Here is a 17921-nt window from a genome sequence, read left to right on the forward strand (position 1 = left end):
AGCCCCGGACTACGCGGAGCCGACTCTCACATGAAGTCCGGGTGAACACGAAGCGTCGGCCCGAACCCGCCTGACCTGCGGAAGCGTCACACTCAAACCCGCCGGATGTGCGGGAGCATCGGCCCGAACCCGCCGGACGTGAGAGAGCATCAGCCCGAAACCCGCCGGACCTGAGGGAGCGTCCGGGGGAAGGGTGCGGAGCGGCCTTAGTCCTCTTCCGGGTCCGTGGCGGCGGCCATCAGCCGCTGGCCGATGCCTTCGAGGAACTCGGCGATGTCGACGATGCTCTCCTCGGAGGAGGCCTGGAGCAGGGCCCCGGCGGCCGCGGCGAAGTGGTCGTTGGCCCACTGCATCGCCTCGGTCCCCTCCGGGCTCAGGTGCAGCAGCACACTGCGCCGGTCCGTGGGGTTGGGCTTGCGCACCATAAAGCCCTTGACTTCCAGGCGGTCCACCATGGCGGTCACCGAGCCGGTGGTGATGTTCAGCGCCTTGCCCAGATCCTTGGGGGTGAGGCCGTCCACCTCGCCCACAAACGCCATCGCGTTGATGTCGATCGTGCCGATCCCCAGCTTCTCGGACAGCCGGATGCGGAGGGCATACGTCCCGGTATCAACCCGCCGCAGGCCCTGGACAATGCGGAGCAGCCCGGTTTGGTGGGTCGCGTTCTGGCCCTCCGCAGGCGTGGCCTTTGCCAGCTCGTCGATTTGCTGGGGTACCGGGGTGGTCATGACGAATCTTCCGTTCTAAAGCTATTTTTCGGCGGCAACGGCGCCGCGTCCGCACCTACTTTACCCGCACCCCCGGGCGTCAGCGGTCGGCGGCGAGCACCGCGTGGACCCGGCGCAGGCGCTCCAGCCACCACTCGCGGCGCTCCGGCGCGGCCTCGTATTCGGCCAGCAGCCCCGGATCGGCGGCGACGTCGCGGACCCGGATGGCGCCGTCGTTGGGCACCAGGGAGTCCCGGGTGACGTCGGCGGCGAGCAGCGACACGGTCCCCAGCCCGCAGGCGTACGGCAGTTCAGGCAGCGCGGCGGCGAGCGCCAGTCCGGCGCGGATCCCCACGGAGGTGTCCAGCGCGGAGCTGACGACGGCGGGGAGCCCGGCCTGCGCCACGATGTCCAGGGCGCGCCGCACTCCCCCGAGCGGTGCCACCTTCACGACGATCAGGTCCGCGGCGCCGGCACGGGCCACCTTGAGCGGGTCCTCCTCCTTGCGCACGCTTTCGTCCGCGGCGATCAGCACCGGGACCCCGGCGGCGCGCAGCCGGCGGCGGACCTCGGCGAGGCCGGCGATGTCCGGCACCGGCTGTTCGGCGTATTCGAGCCCGACGGCGGCCAGCCGGGTGAGTGCCGCGACAGCGGTCGGGACATCCCAGCCGCCGTTCGCGTCCACGCGGATCGCGGCGTCCGGGAGCGCGGCGCGGACCGCGGCGACCCGGGCGGCGTCGTCGTCGAGGCTCTGCCCGGGCTCGGCGACCTTGATTTTGACGGCGTCCACCCGGCCGAAGCGGGCCAGGATTTCCGGGACCCGGTCCGCGGCGATGGCGGGGACCGTGGCGTTGACCGGAATCAGCTCACGGAGCGGCTCCGGGAAGCCCTGCCAGCCGGCCTCGACGGCGGCGGCGAGCCAGCGGGAGGCTTCCGGGTCGCCGTACTCCGGGAAGGGGCAGAACTCGCCCCAGCCCCGCGGGCCGTCCAGCAGCAGGGCCTCGCGCTGGAGGATGCCGCGGAACTTCACCCGCATCGGCAGGCTCACCACGTGCGCGCCGGCGAGGAGTTCCTCCAGGTCGGGAAGCTGCACTCCTCAGCCCACCGTCGCGTCGGTCAGGTTGGTGAGGTCCGCCAGCCAGGGGAAGGCAAACTCGACCAGCAGGAACAGCGCCCCCGTCAGGAGCGCGGCCGAGAGCAGGATCCGCAACCAGAGCGGCCCGGGAAGGTGCTGAAAAAGCCAAAGGTACATGGTCTAGCCTTTCCCCTGCAGTGCGGCGAGCTGTTGGGCGATGGGCGCCGGGGGCCCTGCGCTGAGCGGCTGCCAGGAGTCGAAGGCCGAGTAGGCGATGATGCGCTCCTCGGACCCGAAGAGCGGGTTGCAGCTGGTCAGGGTCAGGAGCCGCTGCTCCGGCACCGCCCCGGGCTGGGTCGGCACCGGCAGGATCACGTCGGTCCGGTCCGGCAGGACGATCTCCTGGTTCCGGAAAACGTAGGTGTAGAAGCCGTCGGCGGTCTGGACGTAGATCTTGTCCCCGGGCACGAGGGTGTGGATGTTGTCGAGCACCGCGCCGTGGGTCTGGCGGTGGCCTGCCATGACGAAGTTCCCCACGGCGCCGGGCATCGCCGTGCCCGCGTAGCGGCCCAAGCCCAGGGTGTCGATGACGTCGCTGCTGGTGCCCTCGATGATCGGGCGGCTGTAGTCGGCGCCGAAGCGGGGAATGTAGATGACCCCGATCGCCGTTCCGTGGGCCGGCGCCGTGCCGACCGGCGTGGCCGCGGGGTCCGCCGGGGCCGCCGGGACCGCCGGGTCCGCAGCCGACGGATCAGCGATGGGCGCCTGGTGTTCCTGGACGAACTGCTTCACGGCAGCGCCCTGGGCGGCGTCCGCCTCGACGTTGGTCCACCACAGCTGCCAGGCGACGAACAGCACGGCGATCACGCCGAGGGTGATCAGCAGCTCGCCGATGACCTGGACTACCATCAGCGAGCGCCGCGGGCGGGTGCGGCGTTTTTCCTGCGCGACGGCGGCGCGGCGGTTCAGTACGTTCGTCATGCCACTCCTGTTGATTACCGCTGGACGCTGCCGATGAAGCATCGCCCGTTCGGAAGAACCGGCAAGACTGACGTTGCCACAGTTCCGGACCGGAGCTGCGCCATTACACATTCGGTTTCGCCCAGGACCCCGACCTCGACGGCGTCCGCGGCCAGTCCGGTGGGGGTGCGGGACGCGGAGACCTCGACGGCGGCCGGGGCGAACCCCGCCGCGGACAGGCTCTCGCGGACCTGCGCCGTGCTGGGCTGGGGCGAGGACGCCACCAGCGCCTGCAGCGCCGCCTCCACCGCAGCGGAAACACCGGACGGGGTGGCCGGGGCCGCGGAAGGAGCAGCGGAGGAAGTGGACGGGGTTTCCGCCGCGGGTGCCGAGGCGGAAGATGTGGACGCGACCGTCGGAGCGGGGGCCGAACACGCCGCCAACCCGGTCACCAACGGCAGCACCAGAGCAACCAGCCCCGCGTAACGGCGGCCGCGTGAGCTGCGGAGCGGGGCGGGGGCAGGGGAAGTCACCGGAACATCCTTTCATACCGGGGCCAGCGTTCCTCCGCCGATGACGTGCTCACGCTCCTCCGTTCCCGGAGGTGGCCGCACTCCGCTCACGGACGCGCCCCGCAGTAGAATACGAGTGCCTATGGTGCGGGTCTGAGCGCCACGGGCCTGGCCCTTAGGACGGGACGCATCATGCTCACGACGCTGCTGTGCAGGTTGAACCTGGGGCTTCACTGGTTGGCCCAAGCGGGCCCGGACGGCGCCCTGTTCCGGCACTGCACGAAATGCGGAAAATATGACCGCCGCGGCGCCAAACGGTTTCGACGCCTGGCAAAAAACGACCGACCGACCGAGGACGGGTCTGAGGGTGTGTTCCCCTCCAATCCGTACATGTAGACGGCGCCTGTGGAATTGATCGCTCTTTAGCGCACCTCACGCGGCGGCGGGCCTCCACGCTGCGGGTTCAGGGCTTGGACAGGGATTCAGGAAGCAGCCCGAGTTGTCCGAGAAACTCCATCTGGTCAAAGTAGAAGTGGTGGGCTGTGATCAGGCCATTTTCGACGTGGGCGACATCGCAGCTCCTGACCCGGACGCTCTTTCCGGTGGGAGGCAGGCTTTCGCCGGACGGCATGATCAGCGGTCCTGTGTTGGTTCCGACGACAAAGCCCTCATCGATCGCCACATTTCCGGCCTCGTACCTGTCCGCGTACTCGTAGGTGATGTCCGGGAAAGATTCCCCGAACTGTGACAGGTAGTTGCTGATGGCTTCAGGCCCAACGAGTTTGCCCTCCTCGGGCGTGAAGGCTACCGCATCAGCTGAGTAACACGCTGCCTGTGTCTCTTTGTCCTTCGCCGTCACGGCTGCGGTTAAGCGGTCCATTGCATCGCGTGCTTGTCCCATTTCTAGACCTCCATCTTTGGCGGCCTCACGGAAAGGTCAGGCCGCTCCGTGGCTTGGCCTCTGCTAATGCAGACGCCGATTCCAGTACACGCCGGGCGGGGAGGGGTGTCAACGGCTTCGGTTTTGGCGCCATTTGTGCGGGATTTCAAGCGGGATCAACACGCTCGTGGATTACGTCACGGCAGGTCCAGAACAGGCATTCGCGTTTGAGTCACGCTGACCCTTGTCTACAGGGACACGTCCGGCCGCTCCGGCTGCCGGAGCTCCCAGACGTCCGCCGCGGCGCCGTGCGGCAGCTCGAGCTGCCACTCCTCGCCCGGGCCGGGGTAGGCGCGCAGCGTCGTGGGGACGGTCCCGTGGCGGTAGACCTCCACGATCGAGGCGTCGAGGAAGATCCGCAGCTCATCGCCGCCGGCCACGGTGTCGGCGAACACGGTCCGCCGCTGCCCCGCGGCGACGAGGACCAGCCGGAGCGTGCCCTCTCCCCCGGCCACCCGGATCTCCGCCTCGGCCGGCACAGTGAAGGTGCCCGCGGCGCCGTGGCGCAGCCGGTCGCCGCGGTAGGCGCGCAGTTCGGGGACGGGCTCGACGGCGAGGACCCCGCCGTGCACGGACAGCTGGCGCGGGAAGGTCAGGATCCCGGCCCAGCCGGCGTCGTCGATCTCCGCCTGGCTGCGCCCGGGACGGTCCTCGGAATCCTCCGCCTCCCCGGACCAGCCCCAGAGCAGCGTCCGGTCCGGCAGCGCGAGGAGCTGCGGGGCGTAGAACTCCCGCCCCAGGTCCGCTTTCCCGCCCGACGCCGGGGTGAACACCGGCAGTCCGCTGCCGTTGTCCGCCAGCGAGCCCAGGAGGTAGCCGACGCCGTTGGGGTGGTCGTGCTCATCGGTCCCGAGCCAGAGCGAGGCCATCAGCACCCACGTTTCGGCGCCGGAGGAATCCGGGAGCCGGACCAGCTGCGGGCACTCCCAGATCTCCGCGGGCAGGTGCCGGGCCGCGAGCGGGTCCTCGGAGCTGAACCAGATCCCCTCGTACCGCCAGTCGCGGAGGTCCTCGACGCTGTACAGCAGCACGGCGGCGTGGCCGGAGGCGAGCCCGGCGCCCTGCAGGGCGAAGCGGCGGCCCTGGAAGCTGAAGAGGAACGGGTCGCGGACGGCGGTGACCTGCGGGTCCGGGGGGACCTCGGCGGCGACGTGCCCCTTCTGGGTCCAGCTGCGCAGGGCGGCATCGGCCCGGGCCAGGACCACGCGGGAGTGCCCGCCCACGGTGTCGACGCCGGAGTACACGGCGGTGGGGACGCCGCCGTCGTCGGTCACCACGCCGGACCAGCAGCCCAGCGCGTCCGGGCCGCCGGGCTGGGGCTTCAGCGCCACCGGTTCCTCGTCCCAGCGGACCAAATCGGTCGAACTCAGGTGCCCCCAGCAGATGCCCTCGTGCCGTGCCGAGTCCGGGTTGTACTGGAAGAACACGTGGTAGCGGCCGTCCGCGTAGCTCAGGCCGTTGGGATCGTTGATCCAACCTTGCGCGGGCCGCGGGTGGAAGCGGGGGAAGGCTGGGTCCGGATGGTGCGCCGCGGTGTCCATGGCCAAAACACTACCCGCGCCGCGGGCGGAGGGCTGCCCGCCGGGCAGATCAGGGCGAATGCGCTCCCAGCATCCGCCCTGATCTGCCCGGCGGTGGGCCCTCAGAAAGTTCGCAGGGTTCTGTGGGAACCTGAGATCGATGATTTTTCGGCAGGAACACCCCACCATGCAGCCGGCCCCGGAGTACCCGCAGCCGCCGTCCCGCGCACCCGAAGGTCGCCAGGGCCGGGGCACCGGGTTCCTGTTCCTGCTCGCCACGCTCGTCAGCATGGCGGCGCTGGCCGGGACCTACATCTTCTTCGTCCGGACCACCACGGGCCAGTTCATCGACGAATCGGCCCTCGTGGAGGCGGTCGAAACCCACGGCACCGCCGGCAAGGCCGCCACCAAGCTCCTCGACTCGCTGCCCGCGCTGTCCCTGCTGATCTCCGCGGTGGTGGTCCTGGTCGTCACCGTGCTGAAGCGGCGCTGGACCTCGGCCGGGATCGCCGTGGCGGCCTGCGTAGGCGCCAACATCGCCACCCAGATCCTCAAAGACATCGTCCCGGACCGGCCCTACCGCGGGATCGAGACCCTGGAGCTGAACTCGCTGCCCTCCGGCCACACCACCCTGGCTGCCTCGGCCGCGGCGGCGGTGTTCCTGATGGTCTCCCCGCGCTGGCGGCCGCTCGCCGGGTTCCTGGGCGGCAGCTTCGCCGTCGCCACCGGGGTATCCACGCTGATCAACCAGTGGCACCGACCCGCCGACGTCGTCGCGGCCTTCCTCGTCGTGGCCGTGTTTATGCTCCCGGCAGGCTGGCTGATCATCCGCCGGGGCCCGCGCTGGAACGTCTGGGAAGGCTACGGCCGGCACTGGGCCTCCGCCCGGCTGTGGCTGGCGCTGCCGCTGCTGGCGGGGCTCGCCGCGGCCGCCGTGGCCGCGTTCTCGCTGCTGAGCGTCGCGGTAGGCACAGGCCTGGACGACAGCACCACACACTACTTCTGGGCCGGGACCGCGCTGATCGTCATCGCCGGCTACCTCGCCACCGTCGCCGGAGTGTGGCTGTTCGGGCACGCGGCACGACGGCGGAGCGCACCCCGCCGCTGACCGGCGCCCGCGGACAGAAGCCGGCGTGGGGCCAGGCCGCTGAGGCTGAACGGCAGCCGGGCACACGAAGGGCCCGGGAGCCGCCCCAGGGCACCCGGGCCTTTGCGGTTCTGCGGTGGCTATTTGAGGAGTTCGCAGATGTCGACGGCCTTGCCCGCGGTCGCGTCGACGTTGCTCACGTTATTGGTCTTCGGTGAGTCAACCTGGAGCACCACCAGTCCGGTGTACTGGTAGGCCCCGGCCCCACCCTCATCTGCGGGCCTGTCCGCCGAGAAGTAGACAAATCCGTTGTGGCCGCTGAGGGTGAGCGTATAGCTCTTCCCATCCGGGTTCAGGACGTACCTGGCCACGGAACCGGAGGTCTTCACCGTGTACGTCTCACCGGTCTCTTCATTGGACCAGGTGAGGATGCGTCCGGTGCCAACCTGGTAGACGTTGCCGTTGCTCAATTCGATCACCCTGATGTTGCCCTCATTCGACGTGAGACCAAGGTCAAAGGTGTCGCACGATTCCGAAGCCGGAATGACAATTTTGGTCACGTCGTCTGGAGCTGCACCCGCGGACGACGCGGCGAGCAGCACGACTGCTGATGCAGCCAGCGGCGCGATCCAGCGGGACTTTTTTCCTAACATGAGTTTCTCCTCCATTTAGTACTGCGAAAACGCATCACCCAGCGGGCGGAGACCATGCGCGGCAAATCGTCACGGGCGAACCCTGACGGCGGCACTCCTGCCGCCCCACGTAGGGCCGGCCTTGGGATGCACCGGCGCACTCGCCCGACCGTACTAAGCCCCCTTAGCTTCCGCCCGAGTAGTAGGTACTCGTAAGTCGCCCCGCGGTTACCCGCTCTTATTGGGGATCGCCCGCCGGCGGCGCGAAACCCGTTTACATCCGGCCCGCCGAGGGCCAGAATTAGTCCCGCCCAGCCACTGGCTCAGGCTGGGCCCATCCGTCCATTCGTCCAGCCACGTCTCGAGGGACTGTCATGAGCACTGATTCTCCGGTTCCGCCCAACGTTTCGCCGAGCGCTCCGCCGAGCATTTCGAGGCGCGCCGCTACCCTCGCGTCCGTCCCGTCGCAGCAGCGGATCAACACCTTCCTCCGCGACTCGGTCTACGCAAGGCGCCAGCACGTGCCGGGGATCTGCGACCTGGCCCTGGGCAACCCGCACCAGATGCCGCAGGCCGAATACGTCGAGGCCCTCGCGGACGCGCTGACGCCCCGGAACGAGCGGTGGTTTGCCTACAAGACCAACGAGCCGGAGGCGCAGGCCGCGGCGGCGGCGTCCCTGCAGCGGCTGCTGGGGATGCCCTTCGAGCCGGCGGACATCCACCTCACGACGGGCGGCTTCACCGCGATCCCACTGGCGCTGAAGGCCGTCGCCGACCCCGGCGACGAGGTCATCTTCACCCTGCCGCCGTGGTTCTTCTACGAGCCGCTGGTGCTCGAGGCCGGGCTGGTGCCGGTGAAGATCCGCTGCGACGCCGAGACGTTCGACGTCGACCTGGCGGCTTTGGGGGCGGCCATCACGCCGCGGACCCGGGTGGTGATCGTCAACACGCCCAACAACCCGACCGGCCGGATCTACCCGCCCGAGCTGCTGAAGGACCTGGCGGCAATGCTGGAGGGGGCCTCGCGCAGCAACGGGCGGCGGGTCTACCTGCTTTCCGACGAGCCGTACAACCGGATCGTCTACGACGGCGCCCGGTTTCACAGCCCCGCCGAGTACTATCCGTACACGCTTCTGGCCTACTCGTACGGCAAGACCCATCTGGCGCCCGGGCAGCGGATCGGCTACCTGGCGCTGCCGTCCACTATGCCGGACCGCGGCCCGCTGCGGGAGGCGATCACCGCCCTGCAGATGGCGCTGGGCTGGATCTACCCCAACGCCCTGCTGCAGTATGCGCTGCCGCGGCTGGAGCAGTTCTCGATCGACGTCGGGCAGCTGCAGCGCAAACGCGACCTGATGGTGGAGGCGCTGACCGGTATGGGGTACCAGGTCACGCGGCCGGAGGGGGCGTTCTACCTGTTCGTCCGCACCCCGGCCGACGACGACGAGCAGTTCACCGCCACACTCGCGGACCAGGACGTGTTCGTGCTGCCGGGCACCCTGTTCGAGACGCCGGGCTATTTCCGGATCTCACTCACCGCCTCCGAGGACATGATCGAGCGCGCGCTGCCGGTGTTCGCCGCGGCGATCCAGCGTTCGGCTGTGTGATACTCGGCCCATGGGGACTTGGGGACCGGCGATTTTCAGCAACGACACCGCTCCGGACGTCCGCGAGGACTTCCGCGATCTGGTGGCCCAGGGGGCCACACCGGCGGAATCCACGGATCAGATCCTGGCCGAATACGGCGTCGGAATGCCCGGGGACCCCGACAACAACGACCTGTGGCTGGGCCTGGCCGCAACGCAGCACAAGACCGGCCATGTTGTGCCCGAGGTGATTGATCGGGCCCTGGCCATCACTGAATCACCGCAGGAGCTTGAGCGTTGGGAGCCCGGGGACAGGAAAGCCCGGCTCCAGGCGCTGACCAAGCTGGGCGAGACGTTGCGGACGCCGCCTCCCCCACCCCGCAAGCTTCGACCCCGGTCCGTTGCCACCACTGATCTCCTGCTGGGCCAGCATCAGCTCTATAGCCACATCGAATCAGGGTCGCAGTTTCTCCTGCGCGTGGTCGGCTTCCATGAGGACAAGGGCGGGAGGTTTCCCGTTTACACCGTGCTCGACTGGGATGGCAGCGAATACGGTCTGGACCACCCGCAGGACATTCCGCCGCTGCGGCAGAGACCCGGCGCGAATCAGTTCCTGCCCGACGTGCACCACTTCGGGCTATTGCTGTGCCCGCCCGGGCCCCGCAAGGAGCAGCTGCGGGACCTCGAGCCGAGGTTTGTGGGCGAAGCATTGCCCGTTCGGGAAAGGGGAATGACCGTCACAGCCTGGGCGTCCCTTCCCAAGCTTGTGATCGAGTACGCGGCTTCAGTTCCTCCCACGGTTCATTGACTCCGCCTCCGTCAGTAGTTGCGCCGGTGCTTCAGCCGCGGAATGGTGATGGCGAAGACCGTGGCGGCGGCGAAGCCGAGCACGCCGGTGGCGGCCACCCCGGCCCCGAGCGAGGCCACGGCGGTCACGGCTGAGAGCAGCACGGGCCCGCCGGTGGCCCCGGCGTCGGCCATGAACCGCCAGATGCCCAGGAACTGGCCGCGGCCGTTGTCGGGTGAGAAGTCGGCCCCCAGCGTCATGTTCAGGCCCGAGCTGATGCCGTTGCCGAAGCCGATCAGCAGCGCCGCGAGCAGCAGGCCCGCGAAGCCGGTGCTGAGCGGGATCAGCAGCAGGGCCGTGCCCATGATCAGGGTCGAGGGGATGGCCACCCACTGCCGGCCCTTGCGGTCCATCAGCTTGCCGGCCGGGTAGAACACCAGCATGTCGATGGCGCCGGAGAGCCCGTAGATCAGCGAGGCCTGCGTCGCGTCCATCCCGAGATGCTCGGCCCAGAGCGGGATCACCACCTGCCGGGACGCGCGCAGCGCACTGAGCAGCAGCACCCCCAGGCCCACGGACAGGAACACCCCGGCGTGGGAGACGGCGACGCTGCGCAGCGTCGCCTGCGGGACCGGGACGCCGTCGTCCGGCGCGGGCTTGGCCACGAGGTCCGGGATGGTCACCGACAGGACCGCGGCGGCCGCCATGGCGACGACGCCCACCCAGTAGGCGCCGGTGATACCGGCGAACTGCATCACGGCGGCGCCGATGAAGGGGCCGATGAAGATGCCGATCCGGTTGACGCCGCCGAGCGTGGACAGCGCCCGGGCCCGGAGGATCACCGGCACCGCCTCGGTCAGGTACTTCTGCCGGGCCAGGCTGAAGACGCTCGCGGCCATGCCGACGACGAGCATCGCCGCGGCCAGCAGCCAGAGCCCGTCGGGCAGCAGCGGGGCCAGAGCCGCGGCGGCCAGGGCGACGGCGCTGGCCGCCGCGGCGCCGACGATGGCCCAGCGTTCGCCGAACTTCAGGGTGATGAGCGAGGCAGGCAGGTTGAAGAACCAGGAGCCGAGGCCGATCAGGGTGACCACCAGGGCGGCGACGGCGACCGAGGCGCCGAGGCCGCGGCCGGACAGTGCCACCACGGGCAGGATGGCGCCCTCGCCGATGCTGAACAGCAGGGCCGGGCCGAACGCGGGGACGGCGATGCTGCGGAGGCTGAACGGCGCGGTCTGTGTGGTGCTCATCCCCTTCATCCTAGGACGGGCGGCGCGCCGGGGACCTCAGGGCACTCGTGGTCAGCGAAAAGCATCGGTCATCCAGGAAGCTGAATGACCCGAGTTGTTGGACCTAGAACTGACGGGTCAGAGCGAGGTAAACAACTGTGAACGTTACGACAGCGAGGACAGCCAGCCCGGAAAGCTGCGCCAATCGCCAAGCACGTCGCCGCGCGGAACGAAGTTCCTCACGTGCATACAAGTCGGTGCTAGTGCTCATTTGATCTCCCCAGACTCAGCGTCACAGCCGTCGCCGGCTGCGCGGGCATCTCACCCACGCGACCAAGCGTGCAAGGTTGGGAATACGCGGGGACAGAGTGGTGAGTACCTGTCTTCGTATCAACGACTACTTGCTTCGTTGGGAGGACCAGCCCGAGCGGATTTCCTCGCACCCGAGGCCGACCCTTGCGTCAGGCACTCAGGCCTCGAAGTGCGTGCGGACTTCCCCGCCGGTGAGGTTCCGGAGGACCTCGGCGGCGACGTCGCGGAGCTTCTGGTTCCGGTTGCTGGAGACCTTGGTGAGGATGCCCATGGCTTCTTCCTGGGAGCAGCGGTTCTGCGCCATGATGACGCCGCAGGCCAGATCGATAGAGGTGCGGTGCTCCATGGCGGCCTGGAGGTCCTCGGCCCGGGACTGCGCGGTGCCGATCCGGACGGCCAGGCGCAGGGAACGGCCGGCGAGGTCGGCGAAGCCGGCGGCCTCGGTGATGATGTCCTCGGTGAAGATCCCGGTGCCGGGGGCGAAGAAGTTCAGGGCGGCGGCCGCGTCCGGGCCAATTTCCAGGGGCACACCCAGGGTGCTGCGGCAGCCCTGGGCGGCGAGCTGCTGCTGGTAGGCGGGCCAGCGCGGGTCGGTGGCGACGTCGGCCAGCAAGATGACGGACTTGGTCCGCAGCGCCTCGATGCAGGGGCCTTCGCCGAGGCTTTGCTCGATGCGGTCCAGGATGACGGCCCGCGGGCTGCTCCCCGCCACCGTCATGGTCTTCCGCCGGCGCTGCAGCGTCACGCCGCATTCGATCTCGGCGCCAGCGGCGTGGCTGAGTGTGGCCGCCGAGAATTCCGCGAGCTGGCCGAGGAAGTCCTCGACGTTCTCGGTTCCCATCAAGAGGTCCTGCAGTTGCAGGGCGGCTTCGTCCCCGGCGTTGTTGGTCATGCCTAAATCTAAGTCGGTCCCCGGCGCGAAACAACTTGCCGGCCGCGCGGTAGCATAAGCCTTGCGAAGGCCCCGCGTGATGCTGTACGGCCTCTCTAAAGTCGGTGGAGGTCTCATGACGGAACGGGTGTGGCGCGTCAGTGCCGATGTGGCCTGTGTCCAGAGTCACGACGGCGGCCGGGTCGCCGTGCTGCATCTGGAGCAGGACGTGCCGGTCATCCTCGTGGGAACGGCCGCGTCCGTCTGGAACGCCCTGGACGGGACCAGGACCGAGACGGAGCTCATTGAGGAGCTTGCCCGTGCGTACGGTACCGATGCCTCCGTCATTAATGCTGATGTGATGGCCTTGATCCATTCGTTGAGCAACAGCCGAATGATCACTTTGTCTCCCCCTGATAAGGCTGCCAGCTAGTGGGCGCCGCCGAGACCCTGCAGCAGGACGAAGGCGTCCTCCTGGCCACAGCCCTCGTGGACCATGTCGCAGCATCAGCCGATCTCCCGGTGTTGTTCATCAAAGGCCCCGCGGCCACCATGATGGGGCTACGTGAACATCACGTCTCCGCGGACGTGGATGTCCTGGTCCGCCCGGAGGACCTAAACAGAATGGTGGAACTCTTGGGCGCAAAAGGCTGGCTCGAACGGCCATCGGGCAGGGCGGTCGTCCGCGAGTACATGCACTCCCGGACCCTGTACCACCCGCACTGGAACTGCGACATCGACGTCCACGACCGATTTCCCGGGATGGAAGCCCCGGCCGGCAGTGCCTTTGACGCGCTGTGGCGCGACAGACAATTCCTGGTCATGGCGGCCCGGAGCGTCCCCGTTCCTTCCCTCCCGGCAGCGGTGATCTTTCAGGCGCTCCACAGCCTCCGGGCCATGGACGATCCCCGTCATCAACGCGAGTATTCGGGCCTGTTCGAGCGGGTGGATGCGAGCCTGCATCATGACATCGTGGATCTCAGCGTGGAATTGCAGGCGACGGCGGCTCTGAAACCGTTCCTGGACGGTCTGGGAACGACCGGTCTATTGATCCAGCAGGAAACCGTCAGCGAGGAGTGGCTCCACCGCACTTCTGTACAAGGTGTGGGGACGGCCTATCTGGTCGAGCTCATGGATAGTCCTTGGCTGGTCAAACCTCGAGTGCTCGCACGCGCGATCTTCCCCTCGCGGCAGAGCTTACGACACGACGACCTTTACCTTGACGAGTCAATTAGCGGGATTCTCAGGGCCTATGTTTTGCGTTGGGCCCGCGGGCTGGCTAGCCTTCCAGCAGCAGCCCGGAGGACCCGAGCTACGCGGCGGCGGTAACGCTGGATTCAAATCACTTAGGGGAGCACCCTGGGCACCCTGAGCACGCTCCAGCCTCGGCTCTTCTTGGAATTACGGTCCTTGCTAAAGTGCTAATGCCGATCGCAGGAAGCAATAAGAGACCGGCGGTGATGGATAAGCTGGTCCAACCCAAATTCTGGAGAATGTCACCGGCCCGACGCTCCGGCCGGGGACCCCGCCGAGGACTGCTGTATACGAGATTCAACATGCCTTGACACTAAGAGCCGACACACTCTGTAGCCCGAGTAGTAGGTACCCGAGTCTGGACGACGCGGTACTCGCTGACTTCCTGTGTGACGTGCCTGCCCGCACACTGCGTTCGGCGCGGGCGCGGAGCGCTGTCGAACCACTTAGGTCCCTAACCGCGAAGGCTTTACTGGTACCCGTCCACGATGGCCGCGGCAATCTCCTTGTAGGCGCGCCGGGTTTCCGGACGCAACACATCGAGAGTGACCAGGTCACCGTCGGCCACACCGCGGTCATGCGGTACGGCGATCAGCTGTCGGCAGATGCCGGAGAGGTGGTCCTCGATCGCGTCCTTGTCCACCCGCGAGGAGACCTCGTCCTTGTCGGTGATCACCACGATCGCGTTGCGCGCGAGGTCTTCATATCCGTGACCGGCCAGCCACTGCAGGGTGCTGCGGGCGCGCTTGGCGCCGCTGACGGCGTAGCCCGCCGCGATGATGAGGTTGTCGGCGGACTGCAGGATGCCGCTCATGGCGTTGTGGGTGACACCTGTCCCGCAGTCGGTCAGGGCCACAGAGTAATAGCCGGAGATGAGCTTGCGGATCCGCAGGTATTCCTCGGCGGTCAGCGAGTCCGAGACCTCGGGGTCCTGCTCACCAGCGATCAGGTGCAGCCGGCCGGCATGGTGCATGTACCGGGCCAGGGCGGTGAGCGAATGGATGGAGTCGACGTTCTTCAGCAGATCCGTGATGGTGCGCGGGCTCTGCTGCTGGTAGATGCCCTCGCCGAGGGCGCGCTCCACGAGGTCGCCGGAGTCCGGGTTCGCGTCGATCGCGCACGGCGGGTCCCCGCGGTATTCGGCCAGGGTCAGCCCGACGCCGACCGTTGTGGAGGTCTTGCCGATGCCGCCCTTGAGGCTCAGCACGGCGGTGTTGTAGCTGCCCTGGAGCTGGCGGGAGATGCGCCGGGCAAGGTCGTCTTCCTCGCGCTGCCGGGCGCTCGGGCCCAGGTTCAGGCCGCCGCCGGTCATCTTGTAGAGGGCGCCTCGGAAACCGCCGACGGGGCGGGGTTTCTGCTCGCGCACGAAGAGCCCGGGTGAGCTGATGAAATGCGGGGCGGGGGCGGCGAGGGCTGCTGCGCGGCTCCCGGCACGGCTGGATCGGGCCGGCATTGGCGGGACGGAGGGCGCAGCACCGGGGGCGGCTGGCACGTCCGCGTGCACAGGACCGGCAGCCGGCGGGACTGAGTCAATGGGAGGACGGGTATCAGCAGGGGCACGGGTCGGGGCCTGCGGGGCATCCGCTGCTGCTGCGGCTTCTGCCCAGGAGTTGCTGCGGACCGTACGCCCGGCTTCGCTGCCGACTTCGTTGGGCGTGATGATCGGCATGGTTCCTGTCCAGGCGTCGGACTCATCACCGCGGCGGCTGTAACGCCGGCGCCGGAGTTCCGGTTGCTCTGCGTCTACGTCGTCCTTGGCTGTGCTGTTGTCCACCGGTTCGGGCATAGTTGTCCCCCTGGGACTCACAGCGCAGGCCGCTGCGGTGCTCGTTTGAATTGTTCCAACAGCAATTCTAGGCGCAGACACCGTGGTCAGCGGACCATCGGGCATCCGAGCACGGTGGTCTGGCTAGTTCAGTCCTATCAGCAGCATCTGGTTTGTGCCGGGAATGCAGGTCTGCAGGATCGCCCGGGGGAAGCCCCCGAAGACGGCAGCGACGTTGTTCGTTGTGCCGCCCTGACTCACCTGTCCGCGGGCCGTTGCCGTATAGGTGCCGTAGCCGGCGATGACCACGGTTTCGCCGACGCCGATCCCCGAGAATCGGGCCCACCCCCCGCAGAAGTCGTGTTCGGTGATGAACAGCGAATAGGCATCCGTGGGCGTGAAGTGGATGGGGCCGATGCATCTGTCCACCATGGCCTGGCCGCCCGAGCCCGCCACGAAGATAGTGCGCACGACTGGAACTGCCGGCGCGGTCAGCGCCGGGGCGGCACGGGCAGGAGCGGGGGCCAGCGCAGGACCGGGAACGGGGGGACCCGACAGCTTCAGTGTTTGGCCCGGATGGATAAGGGTGTAAGCGCCCAGCCCGTTGGCTTCAAGCATGTCGTAGACGTTGACGCCGAAGCGTGACGCGATGGCGCCGACGGTGTCTCCGGCAACCACGCGGTACTGGTTGGAATCTGCGTCGAATCCGAGCGCTTCCGCGGGAGCTGCCGGTGGCGACTCAGGAGCTACCCCGCCGCCTGCCTCCGGGGGAGCTACCGGTGGAGGCTCAGAAGCTATAACTTGGACGGCCGGGGACTCGGTCAATGAGCCCTGCACCGCCGGCGACGAAGTCCCCGGCGGTGCAGGGCTCGGGCTGGCTGTTGTAGAAACACCGGCAGGCGATTGAAGCGCAAAGGAGGCCGCCAGCATGCAGGCGAGCAGCAAAGGCCCCTTGGCGTTCAGTGATTTGGAGGCGTGTGTCGTCCTGCGATTGCCCGGGAGACCGTGCTCGTTCGGAACCATCTGCATCAGCCCGCTTCATGACCAGCGCCAACCGGGCCTGGACTTGAGCTGAGCTCAAGACTTCAAGGTGACTGCACGCTCTTCAAGATGCCGTGGCAGAGGCCTCGAACCCGGCACGAGATCCCGGGCAGCTCCGGACTTAGCCTGAGCGTACGAAGCGGAAACGCCTTTCACACGCGTACCGGCTACCCGGAATTTTTGGACGAGCCACGTGGGTGCTCAGCGGTCTACGCGGTTGAGCTGCCGGGCGCGGCGGCACTGCTGCTGCTATCAGGGTGTCAGTGCCAGAACGACGACGACGAATGTCACGAGAGCGAGGAGCAGAAGGCCCACATACGCCCACCATTTGGGCCGGTTGCGGTGCGGGTTGATGTCAATGTATGGCAAAGCTCAGGGCACCTGTCGTTGAAGAACGGACGCTTGGCGTCTGCGTTTCAGGCGAAGGATCAGGAAAGAAAGGGCGGCAAGAAGCACAAGGCTTGCCGAGAGAATGCACAGGGCCAAGATATAGCCGGGCAAAGTCACTGGTGAGACCTCCTGGGAACAGCGTCATCATTGACGCGCCTTGGGATCCCCATCCCCCGGGCGAGCTGAGCGCTAGCGGGTTTGGACCCTGGTTGCGGATCCTCCCCGAGGTTACTCACGGGTTACCTAAGTTGTCCACCGACGCGCCCAAGCTCTCCGCGGCTCAGTGGTGGGCGCGGGTCTCCTGCAGACGCTTGATGAACCAGCGGGACTGCTCCGGCCCATAGGGCAGGATCGGGATTGCTTTGGTGGCGTCGTCCGGAGTCTCCCTTGTCGCCTGGGTGGCCTGCCGCACCGCCGTGGTCATGGTGTTGGCCATGGTCTTGACGAACTGGTCGCTGCAGGGCTCGCCGTGTCCTGGAATCAGAAATTCGTACCGGTGGCGGAGGGCCGAGACATGCCGGAGGACGTCTGCCCATTCTTCGGGGTAGGAATCCTCGAAGGACGGGTGCGAGCCCTGCTCCACCAGGTCCCCGGCGAAGAGAGTGGTGGCCGTGCCGACCAGGACGTCGCCGTCGGTGTGTCCGTGGCCGAGGTAGAAGAGCGTGACGGTCTGGCCGCCGAGATCCACCAGCACGGGTTGGTCTTTCACGAGGGCGTTCGGGACAACGAGTTCGGTGTTGCTGCCCTCGCCTGCTGCCATTTCCGGCTCGTCGGCCCCGACGTGCCGGCGCTGAGTATCGCCGTTCTCGTCGATCTCCGCGGCGCAGTTCTCGTGCGCCCAGAACTCGGTCACTCCAGCATCGGCGAACACCGCGTTGCCGAAGAAGTGGTCATAGTGGGCGTGGGTATTCACGACGACGAGGGGCAACTGGGTCTTTTTCCGCACGGAGTCAAGGATCTCGCGCCCCTGCCGGGGTCCGCCGCCCGTGTCGATCACGAGGGCGCGTTCGGAACCGACGACCAGACCGGTGTTGAGCAGGGAACCTTGGGTGGTCAGGACGTAGTTGTCCGGGCCGACCTCGAGCCATCGTGGCATTAGATCTCCGTATTTCCGCGTTGTTGTTGCGATGTTTAGGCCTCGATTCTACCCACTCCACCGGCGCCAAACAGGAACGCAACTCTTCCCTCAACGGTTGGCCCGGGTCGCATCCTGAGTTCAATGCGGATAGGCCACTACCACACCAGAAAAAGTATCG

18 protein-coding genes are annotated in these 17921 nt (G+C 67.7%); 5 read left to right on the forward strand and 13 right to left on the reverse strand.

Annotation, left to right across the window (positions count from 1 at the left end; genetic code table 11):
- Positions 1 to 206: 206 nt before the first annotated feature.
- From J2W14_RS08110 to J2W14_RS08140, 7 genes are all read right to left on the reverse strand, one after another.
- Positions 207 to 728 (reverse strand): MarR family winged helix-turn-helix transcriptional regulator, encoded by a 522-nt coding sequence (locus J2W14_RS08110; protein WP_307460956.1) that lies wholly within the window; start codon positions 726 to 728, stop codon positions 207 to 209.
- A gap of 79 nt (positions 729 to 807) precedes the next feature.
- On the reverse strand, positions 808 to 1800 hold the full coding sequence (locus J2W14_RS08115; RefSeq protein ID WP_307460958.1) for an o-succinylbenzoate synthase: 993 nt from the start codon (positions 1798 to 1800) through the stop codon (positions 808 to 810).
- 3 nt (positions 1801 to 1803) lie between these two features.
- Positions 1804 to 1959, reverse strand: coding sequence for a hypothetical protein (locus J2W14_RS08120; RefSeq protein ID WP_307460960.1), 156 nt, complete (start codon positions 1957 to 1959; stop codon positions 1804 to 1806).
- Between the two features lie 3 nt (positions 1960 to 1962).
- Complete coding sequence (locus tag J2W14_RS08125; protein WP_370871227.1) at positions 1963 to 2763, reverse strand: class E sortase; 801 nt, start codon at positions 2761 to 2763, stop codon at positions 1963 to 1965.
- A 14-nt stretch (positions 2764 to 2777) separates the two neighbouring features.
- Positions 2778 to 3275 (reverse strand): DUF6993 domain-containing protein, encoded by a 498-nt coding sequence (locus J2W14_RS08130; protein ID WP_307460963.1) that lies wholly within the window; start codon positions 3273 to 3275, stop codon positions 2778 to 2780.
- Between the two features lie 442 nt (positions 3276 to 3717).
- Complete coding sequence (locus J2W14_RS08135) at positions 3718 to 4134, reverse strand: ester cyclase (RefSeq protein WP_307460967.1); 417 nt, start codon at positions 4132 to 4134, stop codon at positions 3718 to 3720.
- Positions 4135 to 4382: 248 nt separating this feature from the next.
- Positions 4383 to 5735, reverse strand: coding sequence for a glycoside hydrolase family 32 protein (locus J2W14_RS08140; RefSeq protein ID WP_307460970.1), 1353 nt, complete (start codon positions 5733 to 5735; stop codon positions 4383 to 4385).
- Between the two features lie 166 nt (positions 5736 to 5901).
- Between J2W14_RS08140 and J2W14_RS08145 the strand changes: the two genes are divergently transcribed.
- Entirely contained in the window at positions 5902 to 6822 is a 921-nt protein-coding gene (locus J2W14_RS08145) for a phosphatase PAP2 family protein (protein WP_307461597.1), read from the forward strand.
- A gap of 119 nt (positions 6823 to 6941) precedes the next feature.
- Here J2W14_RS08145 and J2W14_RS08150 read toward each other — a convergent pair whose 3' ends face one another.
- Complete coding sequence (locus J2W14_RS08150) at positions 6942 to 7454, reverse strand: hypothetical protein (protein WP_307460973.1); 513 nt, start codon at positions 7452 to 7454, stop codon at positions 6942 to 6944.
- Positions 7455 to 7807: 353 nt separating this feature from the next.
- Here J2W14_RS08150 and J2W14_RS08155 point away from each other — a divergent pair, with 353 nt between their 5' ends.
- Both J2W14_RS08155 and J2W14_RS08160 read left to right on the forward strand, forming a co-directional pair.
- The gene (locus tag J2W14_RS08155) at positions 7808 to 9040 is read left to right on the forward strand and encodes an aminotransferase class I/II-fold pyridoxal phosphate-dependent enzyme (protein WP_307460976.1); all 1233 of its coding nucleotides are present in this window, start codon (positions 7808 to 7810) and stop codon (positions 9038 to 9040) included.
- Between the two features lie 10 nt (positions 9041 to 9050).
- A complete protein-coding gene (locus tag J2W14_RS08160; RefSeq protein ID WP_307460979.1) occupies positions 9051 to 9827 on the forward strand; it encodes a hypothetical protein in 777 nt (258 codons plus the stop codon).
- An 11-nt stretch (positions 9828 to 9838) separates the two neighbouring features.
- Here the strand turns inward: J2W14_RS08160 and J2W14_RS08165 are convergent, their stop codons facing one another.
- Together J2W14_RS08165 and J2W14_RS08170 are read right to left on the reverse strand one after the other, a co-directional pair.
- Positions 9839 to 11053, reverse strand: a complete 1215-nt coding sequence (locus J2W14_RS08165; protein WP_307460984.1) for an MFS transporter — start codon at positions 11051 to 11053, stop codon at positions 9839 to 9841.
- A gap of 448 nt (positions 11054 to 11501) precedes the next feature.
- Positions 11502 to 12236 (reverse strand): GAF and ANTAR domain-containing protein, encoded by a 735-nt coding sequence (locus tag J2W14_RS08170; RefSeq protein ID WP_307460987.1) that lies wholly within the window; start codon positions 12234 to 12236, stop codon positions 11502 to 11504.
- Between the two features lie 115 nt (positions 12237 to 12351).
- On the opposite strand from J2W14_RS08170, the gene J2W14_RS08175 reads away from it, so the two are divergent.
- Positions 12352 to 12648 (forward strand): PqqD family protein, encoded by a 297-nt coding sequence (locus tag J2W14_RS08175; RefSeq protein ID WP_307460989.1) that lies wholly within the window; start codon positions 12352 to 12354, stop codon positions 12646 to 12648.
- Entirely contained in the window at positions 12648 to 13544 is an 897-nt protein-coding gene (locus J2W14_RS08180; RefSeq protein ID WP_307460992.1) for a nucleotidyltransferase family protein, read from the forward strand. Before J2W14_RS08175 ends, J2W14_RS08180 begins: the two co-directional genes overlap by 1 nt.
- 394 nt (positions 13545 to 13938) lie before the next feature.
- Here the strand turns inward: J2W14_RS08180 and J2W14_RS08185 are convergent, their stop codons facing one another.
- From J2W14_RS08185 to J2W14_RS08195, 3 genes are all read right to left on the reverse strand, one after another.
- Complete coding sequence (locus tag J2W14_RS08185; protein ID WP_307460995.1) at positions 13939 to 15255, reverse strand: MinD/ParA family ATP-binding protein; 1317 nt, start codon at positions 15253 to 15255, stop codon at positions 13939 to 13941.
- Between the two features lie 123 nt (positions 15256 to 15378).
- Positions 15379 to 15912: a LysM peptidoglycan-binding domain-containing protein gene (locus J2W14_RS08190; RefSeq protein WP_307460998.1), complete on the reverse strand. Its 534-nt coding sequence runs from the start codon at positions 15910 to 15912 to the stop codon at positions 15379 to 15381.
- 1033 nt (positions 15913 to 16945) lie between these two features.
- Positions 16946 to 17761: an MBL fold metallo-hydrolase gene (locus J2W14_RS08195; protein WP_307461001.1), complete on the reverse strand. Its 816-nt coding sequence runs from the start codon at positions 17759 to 17761 to the stop codon at positions 16946 to 16948.
- Positions 17762 to 17921 lie beyond the last annotated feature (160 nt).

Source organism: Pseudarthrobacter oxydans (assembly GCF_030812335.1).
GTDB lineage: Bacteria > Actinomycetota > Actinomycetes > Actinomycetales > Micrococcaceae > Arthrobacter > Arthrobacter oxydans_B.

Excerpts from the sequence above, each read along its gene's own strand:
- J2W14_RS08110 (WP_307460956.1), bottom strand. The coding sequence starts at position 728 with ATGACCACCCCGGTACCCCAGCAAATCGACGAGCTGGCAAAGGCCACG.
- J2W14_RS08120 (WP_307460960.1), bottom strand. The coding sequence starts at position 1,959 with ATGTACCTTTGGCTTTTTCAGCACCTTCCCGGGCCGCTCTGGTTGCGG.
- J2W14_RS08125 (WP_370871227.1), bottom strand. The coding sequence starts at position 2,763 with ATGACGAACGTACTGAACCGCCGCGCCGCCGTCGCGCAGGAAAAACGC.
- J2W14_RS08135 (WP_307460967.1), bottom strand. The coding sequence starts at position 4,134 with ATGGACCGCTTAACCGCAGCCGTGACGGCGAAGGACAAAGAGACACAG.
- J2W14_RS08140 (WP_307460970.1), bottom strand. The coding sequence starts at position 5,735 with ATGGACACCGCGGCGCACCATCCGGACCCAGCCTTCCCCCGCTTCCAC.
- J2W14_RS08145 (WP_307461597.1), top strand. The coding sequence starts at position 5,902 with ATGCAGCCGGCCCCGGAGTACCCGCAGCCGCCGTCCCGCGCACCCGAA.
- J2W14_RS08150 (WP_307460973.1), bottom strand. The coding sequence starts at position 7,454 with ATGTTAGGAAAAAAGTCCCGCTGGATCGCGCCGCTGGCTGCATCAGCA.
- J2W14_RS08155 (WP_307460976.1), top strand. The coding sequence starts at position 7,808 with ATGAGCACTGATTCTCCGGTTCCGCCCAACGTTTCGCCGAGCGCTCCG.
- J2W14_RS08160 (WP_307460979.1), top strand. The coding sequence starts at position 9,051 with ATGGGGACTTGGGGACCGGCGATTTTCAGCAACGACACCGCTCCGGAC.
- J2W14_RS08165 (WP_307460984.1), bottom strand. The coding sequence starts at position 11,053 with ATGAGCACCACACAGACCGCGCCGTTCAGCCTCCGCAGCATCGCCGTC.
- J2W14_RS08170 (WP_307460987.1), bottom strand. The coding sequence starts at position 12,236 with ATGACCAACAACGCCGGGGACGAAGCCGCCCTGCAACTGCAGGACCTC.
- J2W14_RS08175 (WP_307460989.1), top strand. The coding sequence starts at position 12,352 with ATGACGGAACGGGTGTGGCGCGTCAGTGCCGATGTGGCCTGTGTCCAG.
- J2W14_RS08185 (WP_307460995.1), bottom strand. The coding sequence starts at position 15,255 with ATGCCCGAACCGGTGGACAACAGCACAGCCAAGGACGACGTAGACGCA.
- J2W14_RS08195 (WP_307461001.1), bottom strand. The coding sequence starts at position 17,761 with ATGCCACGATGGCTCGAGGTCGGCCCGGACAACTACGTCCTGACCACC.